This window comes from Pseudoalteromonas shioyasakiensis, from assembly GCF_022398475.1.
Classification (GTDB): domain Bacteria; phylum Pseudomonadota; class Gammaproteobacteria; order Enterobacterales; family Alteromonadaceae; genus Pseudoalteromonas.
In genome coordinates this window covers 1-11,006 of sequence record NZ_JAKEVM010000143.1, presented here as the reverse complement: position 1 = coordinate 11,006, position 11,006 = coordinate 1, and the positions used below count along the sequence as shown (strand labels likewise).

The 11,006-nt window shown below is 40.3% G+C and carries 13 protein-coding genes; 4 read left to right on the top strand and 9 right to left on the bottom strand.

What is annotated here, in order from left to right; translation table 11 throughout:
* Positions 1-138: 138 nt before the first annotated feature.
* Positions 139-618, bottom strand: coding sequence for a thioredoxin-dependent thiol peroxidase (bcp, locus tag L1D51_RS18150; protein WP_054563594.1), 480 nt, complete (start codon positions 616-618; stop codon positions 139-141).
* A 10-nt stretch (positions 619-628) separates the two neighbouring features.
* Positions 629-1,162, bottom strand: a complete 534-nt coding sequence (locus L1D51_RS18145; protein ID WP_054553746.1) for a glycine cleavage system transcriptional repressor — start codon at positions 1,160-1,162, stop codon at positions 629-631.
* Between the two features lie 368 nt (positions 1,163-1,530).
* Here L1D51_RS18145 and bamC point away from each other — a divergent pair, with 368 nt between their 5' ends.
* Both bamC and L1D51_RS18135 read left to right on the top strand, forming a co-directional pair.
* A complete protein-coding gene (gene bamC, locus L1D51_RS18140; RefSeq protein ID WP_058586243.1) occupies positions 1,531-2,592 on the top strand; it encodes an NlpB/DapX family lipoprotein in 1,062 nt (353 codons plus the stop codon).
* Positions 2,593-2,663: 71 nt separating this feature from the next.
* A complete protein-coding gene (locus L1D51_RS18135; RefSeq protein ID WP_054563596.1) occupies positions 2,664-4,031 on the top strand; it encodes a YjiH family protein in 1,368 nt (455 codons plus the stop codon).
* Positions 4,032-4,064: 33 nt separating this feature from the next.
* Here the strand turns inward: L1D51_RS18135 and L1D51_RS18130 are convergent, their stop codons facing one another.
* Together L1D51_RS18130 and L1D51_RS18125 are read right to left on the bottom strand one after the other, a co-directional pair.
* Positions 4,065-4,211, bottom strand: a complete 147-nt coding sequence (locus L1D51_RS18130) for a DUF2897 family protein (protein WP_082401729.1) — start codon at positions 4,209-4,211, stop codon at positions 4,065-4,067.
* A 39-nt stretch (positions 4,212-4,250) separates the two neighbouring features.
* Positions 4,251-4,787 carry an acyloxyacyl hydrolase gene (locus L1D51_RS18125; RefSeq protein WP_054563597.1) on the bottom strand — a complete coding sequence of 179 codons (537 nt, stop codon included), beginning with the start codon at positions 4,785-4,787 and terminating at the stop codon, positions 4,251-4,253.
* A 235-nt stretch (positions 4,788-5,022) separates the two neighbouring features.
* Here L1D51_RS18125 and L1D51_RS18120 point away from each other — a divergent pair, with 235 nt between their 5' ends.
* Positions 5,023-5,616, top strand: a complete 594-nt coding sequence (locus L1D51_RS18120) for an MlaC/ttg2D family ABC transporter substrate-binding protein (protein ID WP_239964441.1) — start codon at positions 5,023-5,025, stop codon at positions 5,614-5,616.
* Positions 5,617-5,916: 300 nt separating this feature from the next.
* Positions 5,917-7,254 (top strand): ankyrin repeat domain-containing protein, encoded by a 1,338-nt coding sequence (locus tag L1D51_RS18115; protein WP_054563599.1) that lies wholly within the window; start codon positions 5,917-5,919, stop codon positions 7,252-7,254.
* 86 nt (positions 7,255-7,340) lie between these two features.
* On the opposite strand, the gene L1D51_RS18110 is transcribed toward L1D51_RS18115, so the two are convergent.
* Genes L1D51_RS18110 through L1D51_RS18090 form a run of 5 tightly spaced genes read right to left on the bottom strand, consistent with a single transcriptional unit; the run spans position 7,341 to position 10,876 of the window.
* The gene (locus L1D51_RS18110) at positions 7,341-7,796 is read right to left on the bottom strand and encodes a DUF2069 domain-containing protein (protein WP_054563600.1); all 456 of its coding nucleotides are present in this window, start codon (positions 7,794-7,796) and stop codon (positions 7,341-7,343) included.
* The gene (wrbA, locus tag L1D51_RS18105) at positions 7,793-8,347 is read right to left on the bottom strand and encodes an NAD(P)H:quinone oxidoreductase (protein WP_054563601.1); all 555 of its coding nucleotides are present in this window, start codon (positions 8,345-8,347) and stop codon (positions 7,793-7,795) included. Before wrbA ends, L1D51_RS18110 begins: the two co-directional genes overlap by 4 nt.
* Complete coding sequence (gene arsC, locus L1D51_RS18100) at positions 8,347-8,694, bottom strand: arsenate reductase (glutaredoxin) (RefSeq protein ID WP_239964440.1); 348 nt, start codon at positions 8,692-8,694, stop codon at positions 8,347-8,349. Before arsC ends, wrbA begins: the two co-directional genes overlap by 1 nt.
* A gap of 54 nt (positions 8,695-8,748) precedes the next feature.
* On the bottom strand, positions 8,749-10,209 hold the full coding sequence (gene bepA / locus L1D51_RS18095; RefSeq protein ID WP_239964439.1) for a beta-barrel assembly-enhancing protease: 1,461 nt from the start codon (positions 10,207-10,209) through the stop codon (positions 8,749-8,751).
* Position 10,210: 1 nt separating this feature from the next.
* On the bottom strand, positions 10,211-10,876 hold the full coding sequence (locus tag L1D51_RS18090) for a hypothetical protein (protein WP_054563604.1): 666 nt from the start codon (positions 10,874-10,876) through the stop codon (positions 10,211-10,213).
* Positions 10,877-11,006 lie beyond the last annotated feature (130 nt).

The following is an 11,006-nucleotide window of genomic DNA, read 5'->3' as shown; positions in this document are numbered from 1 at the left end:
TTATATAAGTTTGTCAATTGAGTCAGTGGCCTTAAAAACAAAAAAGCGTTGCACAATGGCAACGCTTTTTTACTATGTTCTCGTAACTCGTAACTCGTAACTCGTAACTCGTAACTCGTAACTCGTAACTCGTAACTATCAATTCTGCGCTAAATAGTCCAACACCACCTGATGATGGTCTTTGGTTTTGAACTTATCAAACACGTGTTTGATTTTACCGTCTTGGCCTACAAGGAAGCTAATACGATGAATTCCTTCGTATTCTTTACCCATAAACTTCTTGTAACCCCAAATACCAAAAGCATCAGCAATTGCGTGATCTTCGTCGGCTAGTAAATCAAAGTTAAGCTCTTTTTTGGTTTCAAAATTCTTTAAACGCTTGATTGGATCTGGGCTGATACCCACAACACGCGTGTTAAATTTAGCAAGCTCAGCTTTTTCATCACGTAAGTTCTCTGCTTGTACAGTACAACCTGGTGTTGACGCTTTAGGGTAGAAATAAACCAGTACTTGCTGCTCTTTTAAAAGATCAGCTAGCACGATAGTTTCGTCATTCTGATTTTGTAAGCTAAAAGCAGGGGCTGTATCACCTGCTTGTAATGGATTAATTGTTTTCATGCTTTGCTCCTTAGCGAATGCGTCTGAAAATATAATCTACGTTCAAACTACGAGAAAGATCTTCAAAGCTCACTTTAAAGTTATCAATATCGACTTCAACAGGAATATTAAACTCGAGTTCGCAGCGCATTTTAAGCTCGTCATCTTCATCGTAAGTGTCTGACTTGAGAGAACAAATGCTGATGTTGTTATCAGCAAAAAAGCGCGTAACTTTACTTAATGTTCCTGGTGTATCAATACCTGTGTATTCGAGGGTGTAACCGGCACAAAATTCACATGCAACATGACTTGCTGTGCGTTTCATCATGGTTAAAAGACCAAGCTCCATACCTTTAGTTGGCAATGTATGTTCAATACGGCTAATTGCCGACATATCACCTGCTAATAGCATGATAAAGGTAAATTCGTTGCCCAAAATAGCAATGCGACTGTCAATTATATTGCAATGGCAATCACTCACTAACTGAGTTAATTCGCTAACGATACCGGGTCTATCTTCGCCAATCGCAGTGAGCACTATCTGATGATTTGTAAAAGCAGTCATGGAATTTTAAATACCTAGTAAATAACAATACCAATGGATATAAGCTTAAATAAGCTTTGATTTCACGTGAGTTTAATACCGCACGGCGGCGAAGTTTAACATAATTTGCTCCGTTAACGATAGCGGCGATTAATTAAGCCGTGAATAAAGTGCGCTCTTTCTTGTTTTTAGGGGCATCAGAAAGTACCATAGTTAAAATTTTGCAAGGCGATAAGCAATCAAATACGTTACGCTAGCCCAATCTATTCGGGTTTTTTGCATAAAAACAATAAATGTAAAGTTAAAAGTGATTTTACAGTGAACCAAATCGGCATTACCCACTCATATATTTGTTAAAAAAATTAAGGGTTTGCTAAGGAGAAATATCTGTGCAGTATTGGATCTCAAAGGCGCTTGCTGTAAGCGTAATGGTAAGTTTAACAGGGTGCGGTGTTTTTACCGATGAAGCGCACCACAAACGCAATTATCGTGCTAATGAAGCGGTGAAAGCTCCAGCAGGATTAGCGCAACCAGCTCAAGATCCAACTTATAAAATGGATGTTGCGCAATACGACAACAATCCTGAAGCTAAAAACTATCGTCCGCCAGCGCAAGTAATTACCATTGCTCAAGGTACTTGGGTTGAAGAAGGTGACACAGAAGCACGTGTCTACTTTGATAAAAACGATGGTATCGAAGATTTAGATGTATTTATCTGGGACTCTATTAAAGCTGTTCTAGCAGAAAAAAATACCGCCGCTTTAAAAGAAGACAAAGCCTCTAATTCAATTGAAACAGGTTGGTATGCCATTATTAAACCTGAAGAAGGTTGGTTCTGGGAAACTGAAACTGAAGTATCACAGCAGCGCTTTATCTTCACAATTGAAGAAAAGTCGCATCAGCGTACAGCTTCGTTAACCTCTAAGCTTGCTGATTATAAAAGTGACTCAGTACCGTTAACACCGTTACTACAACAACAGCTTGAAGTTCGTGCATTAAACCAAGTGATTGCTGAGTTTGATTATCGTTACCGTCAACTTGAAGTTGATATGCGTAAACAACAAGGCATTATTTCATTAGAAATGGGCTTTGATAACAAAGGTAATGCGGCATTGGTTACAGAGCAAGATTACAACATGGTGTTTGATCGTTTCTCAGGTTTCTTAGAGCGCTTATCTTTCACTATCGTAGAGATTGACCAAGAGCGTGGTTTGATCACGGCTGATTACAAAAAGCCTGAGTCAAGCGTATGGGATTCAATTTGGGGCGAAGAATTATCTGAACTTCCGATTGAAGATGGCCAATACCAAATTCTTGTTAGCCGCACCAATGATGGCGGCACAAGTTTAACTTGGATGGACTCTGAAGGTTCGACATTAGAGCCTGGTACAATGAATGACCTCCAGCAAGCATTAGAAAATGCACTGCGTCAGCGCGGTATCAATATTTAATAATTAAAAAAGTCAAAACCACCACAAAAAGAGCTTAGCCGCTCTTTTTGTGGTTTTTACAGGTTGAAAATATGTCTAACTTAAACACAGCAAATCGCAGTGACTTGCGAACCTTGTTTACCTTTTTCGTTCCTTCACTTATAGGTGTCTTCTTGTTTATGACGCCGGTACCCATAGGTGAAGCAATGACCATTCCGATTGCTGTTATGGCAAAAGCAGTGCAAGAGTGGATTGGCCCATTTGCACTGGGTTTAATTACCAGCATTGTTTGTATCACCGGTATTTTATCTTTAGTGATAAAGTTGTTTAAACCGCAGCCATTACTTAAGTTCTTTATAATTAAACATTTATTTGATGTTAGTTGGCTGTGGCTGAGTGTTCGATTACTGGGTATGGTTTTTATCGTTCTGACCTACACTAAACAAGGGCCAGAAATGATTATTTCCGGTAATACCGGTGCACTGGTGTTAAACGACTTGTTGCCAGTATTGTTTTCTGTGTTTGTTTTAGCGGGCTTACTATTACCATTATTATTAAACTTCGGCTTGTTAGAGCTAGTCGGTACCTTATTAACTAAAGTTATGCGCCCACTTTTTGGTGTGCCAGGCCGAAGTGCGGTTAACTGTGTAGCATCTTGGTTAGGTGATGGCAGTGTGGGTATTTTGATGACCGCTCGTCAGTATGAAGATAAACATTATACGCAGCGCGAAGCGGCCATTATTGGTACCACTTTCTCAGCTGTATCAATTACCTTTTGTTTAGTTGTGATTGGTCAAGTAAAGCTTGAGCACCTTTTTGCACCGTTTTACTTAACAGTGTGTTTAGCTGGTTTAGCCGCAGCGCTAATTGTGCCTCGTTTACCACCGCTACGCTTTAAAAAAGATCTCTATGTAGATGGAACAGAGCCTGATAAAGACGCAGAGTCAGTGCCTGAAGGTAAAACATTAGTTTCTCATTCACTTGATGTGGCGCTTGCTAAAGCACGCACTGCACCGGGCTTTGCTGGTACAGTAAAAGAAGGCTTACATAACGCATTTGATATGGTATTTGCAGTATTACCTGTGGTTATGGCTGTAGGCACATTTGCCTTGATTATTGCTGAATATACGCCAATTTTTGAGTATATGGGCAAGCCGTTTGTACCATTCTTAGAGCTATTACAAGTACCAGAAGCTGAAGCTGCCGCACAAACAATTATGGTTGGCTTTGCTGATATGTTTATTCCGTCGATTCTTGCCGCTGGTAGTATCGAAAGTGATGTAACACGCTTTATCGTTGCTGCAATGAGTGTGACGCAATTGATTTATATGTCGGAAGTAGGTGCACTGCTTTTAGGTAGCAAAATCCCGGTTAATATTATCGAGTTGTTCTTCATCTTTATTTTAAGAACCTTAGTAACATTACCGGTGATTGTCTTAATGGCACATTGGTTAGTGTAAACTAAGCTGAAGTCTATAAAAGAAAAGCCCTGATTATTCATCAGGGCTTTTTTTATCTTCATTAACATCGCTTTTAGGCACTTTGAAGTCCATTTTTGCTGCATGTTTTAGCAACATAAGGTTACCAATTACTACACCAAATACGGCAACAACAATGGCTATAATTTGCCAAGTTTCCATCTTGAAATCCTGCCGATATACACAGCGATATAGTAGCACTTAAAATCGTCTTGCATAAGACAGTGAAATAAAATCAAGGCCAGGGTTAGGGCTTTTGAACCCCGCATTTGAGTAATGTAAATACCTAAGAGCTAAGGTTGAGTCTTCACCTAGGTCTGCAACCAAACCCAACCTATCCTCAAACTGATAGTGAGTACTAACGTTTTTACCTGCAAAATGGGTGTCATCTAACAGTGAAACCCCGATCCCAAACTCCACATAAACAGGCATGTTTTTCACATTAAATACAGGGTATTGGATCACCGGAGACATAGCTAACACGATATTAGTTTGATGTTTGTTGTCTTTGCCATACTGCCAAATATTAAAACTAGACTCGAAGTACAAACGGGCGTGTTGAAAGGGCAGCTTTTCATTGGGTATATGGTACTGGTAGGCCAGTTTTAAGCCTTTTACATCCCCTTCACCTTGAATGTAATCAACGGCATAGCCATGGTTTGAAGCAGCATAAGTTGGTGTTGCTAGTAGGGCGGCTACACTTAACATAAGTGCTTTTAGTGGGTGTTTTAGTTTCATCTCGGTACTTCTGGTTATGACTGTGAGCAAGTAGATAAGGGCGGAGGTAAGAACTTTTCAATGTGCGTAAAAACACAGAAGCTGTGCACATTCTCATATTTTTTAGCAATTAACTGAAAACTATGGGAAAAATCGATTGGTGCTTAATTGGCATTAAAACGGTGTCGGATTGTTTCTTTTTTTATGGATTTAATATCGGTATATTAGCGAAAATTTTCGTTGAGAGGTGAACACGATGACCAAACTAGTTAACTCATTTTTGCTTATAGCTGCGTTTTTTACTGCAACTGCTTTTGCCAGTGAAGACCGCTCGCCTAAGCAACTATTAGAATCAGTCACAGCAGATTTATTTGTTGATATCGCAAATGTAAATGCAAAAGGCGATGCAAGCTCAGAAGCAATGGCGAACATTGTAGAAAAACGCTTATTGCCGCACATGGATATTAAGTTTGTATCGTATAAGCTTTTAGGTAAGCACATTAAAGGCCTACGCCGTGACCAAGCCGTTGATTTTATTGCTGCGGTTGAGCATTACTTAACAGTAACTTATGCCGGCGCACTAATGAAATACACAGGCCAAAAAGTTATTTTTGATCAATCACAACTCATCGACGATGGTTATGCAACAGTTAAAACGCAAATTGTTGATGACAATGCGCCAGCCATCGATTTGCACTTTAAATTACGCCAAGGCAAAGATAAGCAGTGGAAAGTATACGATATTGTTGCTGAAGGCATTTCACTGTTAAGCGCGAAGCAAAAAGAAGTTTTACAGCGCATCAGCCAAGTTGGCATTGATGAAGTGACACACGAATTAGCAAGTAAGTAAGTTATCTTAAAGCTCGATTACCTTCACCTCATCGAGCATTTTAGCTACTTTCAGTCTCCAACCAAGCAGTGAGTACCGTCCATGTGCCGCTGCTTTTCTATTTTCTTTAAAAATCACCTACTTTGCGCTAGCACCTGTAACCCTCTGTGGTAGAATCATGCTACTTTTCTTGTTTACCAAAGTATCTGTTCAGATACTGTGTTATTGGTCGCAATATTAAGCAAACTGTCAGTTAAATTTTGCTATAACTAGTTGCTTAATAAGACATCGAATAATGTGCAGCGGAGTTGTGTTTTTTTAATGGAAAATGTACTGATTTGGCCAAAGGAATACCCGTTACTAATCAAAGGATTAGCTGAGCAAAACGGGGCCTATATTTTAGATGCTTTAGAAGCTTGGCCGGCATGTCGTTCTACTAATGAAGATGACGGTGTGTGTACGACGGTTCTTCCGCCTATTTACTACCTTACTTGGTTGACTCCTCTTGAACCGTTTGAAGAGTGTTATTTCCAACATATTTCTGAGTTTGATGAAGCTGCGTTGCATTATATTAATGCTATGAAAACGCATTTCTTAGAAAACGACTACACCCCTGAAAGTCTTGTTTTAATGTTATGCCAGCGCTTAGAGAAGTACGCTAGCGCATTTGCTCAATCGGCCGTTAAAACCCCTATAACTCTCATCCATCAGTTATTCAATCGTCGCTATTTTACTGTGATTGAGCATGTACTTAATCACGGTGCGAAAATGTCTGCGGACGATGTATTAGAGCTGTGGACCGAAGTTGACTTTAGAGAGCGTTTTAGTGGTTTTATTCCAGATTCTGTGGCTGATCTTGAGCCATTAACAGCGCTTGCGGCTGAAAAAGTTGCTCACGGTGAAGATTACTTCACCTTACTAAAACTTGTATCACCTGATGTTGATTCAGCATCGTTACTTGAACAAGCTTTACTTGCCCACTTAAGCCACGAAAATGCTAAACAAACCATGGCAAAGCGTTTCATTGAGCAAGGCGCAACAGGTGCTTTAGCTGACGAAAACGGTAAAACAGCGTTTATGTGGGCTACTGAAAAAGGCTATGTGAATGTTGTTGAGACAATACTTGAACATCAAGATAAGAAGGCCCAAGACAACAAAGGGAATACAGCATTACATTACGCTGTATTAGCCGAGAATGGACCTTTACTGGTGTTGCTTTTAAAAGCGGGCTATGACTTTAGAGTCCGTAACAACGACGGTCTAAGTTGCTACAGACTAGCAGTTAGCATTAAAGCGGATAACTTAGTAAAGTGCCTTGAGCATGACTTTGGCATTAAAGAGCTTTCGCCAGAAGGGCAGTTTGATCGCGTTAAAAAAGTGCACTTACTACATGCGATTGTAACTGTGTTACTACCTGTGCAGTTGTTCTTCTTTTTTGACGATAGCATTGCTATTAAAAGTGAGTTAACGCTGAGCTTTACGTTGGTTTCGATCTTATGCTTTTTCTTTGCCACAAGCTTGAAACGCTGTGCGCTTTACCCGCATATTCGCCATCCATGGGGGCTGTTTATTTTAAGGCTGTTCTCATTATTTAGCTTAATTGGTCAAGTGGGTCTGGCAAGTATTGTCGCACTAGCCACCTTAGCAGAGTTGGTGTGAACGCATAAAAACTATATAAAGTGACATGAAAAAAACGGCAACCTAGGTTGCCGTTTTTGTTTCATTTTTTGATAAACGAATCGGTATTATTTATCGTGTTCATGAGCGGCTTTTTCTTCGGCCAGCTCTTCTTTTAATTTGCGTATCTTAAGGCCAAGCTCTTGTCCGCGATGGCGAGCATAATAAGTGCAGCCAATAAACATCAGACTCGCAAAGATTAACTCAAGTAATACCCAAATTAGCTGTTCTTGTGCGACCCACAGTAATGTAAAACCATGGATGAAATAGAACATCACGATAAAGTTCGCCCAAGCGTAGGTATAAGGCTTATCTTGAATAATGCCCTTAAGCGGTAACAGTAGAGGCAGTATATAAACAACAAAGATAAAGGCGTTACTGTGGCCTTCTCTTGGGGCAATTAAAAACAGCCAAATTGGCATTAAAACTAATAAGCCGATATAACCAATCAGTGCAAAACGTTGGAATCGTTTTGTAATTGGTTTTTTGGCAACAGGCTGATTTAGCTCAGGTTCCAAGCTCATTTTAATTTACTCGCAATCAGTGCTAAGCGTTTTCCAACGCTTTGGCAAATTTTAATTTCGTCTTTACTTAACACATTGCTGTTATTGCTACCGGCCACATGACTCGCGCCGTACGGCGTACCGCCGGTTTCAGTTGCTAATAACTCAGGTACCTCATAAGGCACGCCAAGCAACATCATGCCGTGATGTAACAACGGCAGTGATAGATTCAACAAGGTAGCTTCGTTACCACCGTGCATACTGCTTGATGACGAAAAAACGCAAGCAGGTTTATCTATCAGCTGACCTTTAAGCCACAGATCACTGGTGGTCTCCCAAAAGCTCTTAGCTTGTGAGGCCATCATGCCAAATCGAGTAGGGGTGCCAAAGGCTAAGCCATCACAATTAATTAGATCATCTTTGCTGATCACAATATCGTGTGGCTGGCGCTTAACAAACGTGCGCAATAAGGCGGTTGCACCGTGTTGCTCAATCGACTCGGCTATCTCATGTGCCATTGCTTCTACAGAGCCATGGCTTGAGTGGTATAGCACAACAATGTTTATAGCCATTAAAGTACGCTTAATACGTTTTCTGGTGGACGACCTAGAGCAGCTTTGCCGTTATTTTCAACAATTGGGCGCTCGATTAGTTTTGGATTGGCAGCCATTGCAGCAATTAATTTGTCTTCGTTTTGTTCGTTTTTAAGCTCAAGCTCTTTGTAGATGTCTTCTTTAGTACGCATTAATTCACGCGCTGAAGTAAAGCCCAGTTGGCTAATTAAAGTCGAGATTTGTTGTTCATTAAGCGGTGTTTTTAGGTATTCAACAACACTTGGTTGTACGTTATTACTTTCTAATAGGGTAAGTGTTTCACGCGATTTTGAACAACGTGGATTATGATAAATAGTCACAGACATAGTGTGTTCTCACATTTAATAATTTGGCTTATTTTAGGGCAAGCGCCGCGAGACTTAAAGTCTCGCAAGCTCTTTTTGTAATTGGCGGTATTGTGTAAGTAGGGCTTTTAAACGTTGTTGTTTAACTAGCTCTTCAGGCTCAACAAAGTTTAGTGCTTTTTGAATTTCATCAGCTGCTTTTAAATAAGCGCCATATTGGGCAAGCACATCGGCATGCGCTTCATGGTAGGAAGCCATATTTTCTTGCTTTTTATAGACATCAGCAATGAGCTCTTTGGCAAGATTGTTCTCAGGTTTTGCTAATAAATAAGATTTTAAGATACGTTCAGCAAGGTCAAATTGTTTAGCTTCAATAGCGGCATTTGCATAGTTTAAGGCAATCACCTGATTGTTTGGTCTATCGATATCTAGCTTAGCTAAAAACTCTACTGCTTCATTCGCTTTACCTTGCGCAATGAGTAAGTCTGTGTGGGTATCAATATAAAATAAGTTCTTTGGATCTTGCTCAAGCAATGGATTCAAAATGCTGGCTGCTTCATCAAGTTTTTTTTGGTCCAACAAGCTAATACCCAAGCCATATTTAAGTGCAGTGTCGTTATGAACGGTATTTTCACGCATTAATTTACGAAATAAATCTTCTGCAGCTTTTGACTTTTGCTGATATCGAGCAATTACACGGCTCTTAGCTAGGTTAAACTCTAGGCTATCGGAGTAGTGTCGTTTTGGATACTGCTCGGCACGTAAGCGTACATCAGAAACACGGCTTTCAGGCAATGGGTGAGTTAGCAAAAAGGCTGGCGGCTTATACTTGTAGCGAATTTGTGCAGCAAGTTTAGTTAAAAACTCACTCGATTGGCGAGGATCAAACCCTGCATTATTTAAGGTCTGCATACCAATACGGTCTGCCTCTTGTTCTGCAGCACGACTATGAGTTAATTGACTAAACGCCGCTTGTGTCTGGTTTGCTGAGATAATTGCAATACCAGCGTCAGGTGCAACAACGGTAGCTAAAATACCCGCAATCATACCTGCTATAGTTAACGCGCTGTTATCTTGCTGCTGTTGAATACGGCGGGCTAAATGGCGCTGTGTTACGTGAGCTATTTCGTGCCCAAGTACTGAGGCAAATTGGCTTTCGTTATCGGCTTGTGCGATAAGACCCGTATGCACACCCACATGGCCACCATAAAAGGCAAAAGCATTAATTTCAGCGTTGTTTAACCAGAAAAATGAAAATGGGAAACGCACATCGTTGGCGTTTCCGACTAAACGACGGCCCAAAGTGGTCAGGTACTCATCAAGAACAGGATCACTTACAACGGGTGATGAGCCACGAATTTGCATCATCATCACTTCACCGATCGCTTGCTCTTTTTCAATCGGCAAAGCCTGTAAAGCTGAGGTCCCTAAATCGGGCAGCTTAAAGTTTGTTTGTGCCTTCAACGGCTCACTATGCAGTATTGAAAACGTCAGTAATGCACTGCACAGTGTAATAAAGGCTGATTTTAGTCGCATCTTATTCCTTGTTGATTTGCTCACCTAACATGACTTTTGCTAAGTCTATTTCGTCGCTGCATGCTCGGCTGTCTTTTTCGCACAATTGATAGAAATCTTTTATTGTGACTCCATCTAGCTTAACAACGTTCAACTCTCGTTGTAAAAAAGTTATGATTTTATGCGCTACTTTATGGGCATGAAGAATTAAAGCTTTGTCAGCTTTATCGCCTCTTTCAAAGTAAAAAGCGATGAATTTATGAAGCTGGTTAAAGCGAATAAGGTTTTTCATGGTGTGCGGGTCCCACACCTTAAACTCCATAAAGCGATTGTCTTTGATGTATTGGTCTACCATAACATCTTTAGCATAAGGGTAGGCCCATAATTCGAAACCTCGGTCCGTAAAGCTTTGATGCAAAGCAATGCGCGGTTTTTGCTTACAAACAATTTCGCCCATGTCGGTTTCATGACCACCTAATAAATCAAGGTTCCAGTTGCGTGGATCAATTAATTGTTTAATGGCATTATCAAAACCGTGGTCTAAAATCCCTTCAGATTCGCTAACCGATGATGCCACCATATGATAAAAAGGCGGCAGCTCGCCCCAGTTTATTTGTTTTTTATACCAGTTTATCTCTTTAAGAGTTGGATTCGCAGGTAATTGCGCTTTATTATGCGAGCCAGGCATGGAGTTTCCTTTACTACCAGTTATAGATTAAGGATAAACTATTGTTTTGCGTGTTTTAAGAAAAAAATGAGTTGTTTCTCGTTATAAAGACTTATTTTCGCAAACGGCCTACACCTTATACTTATTATTC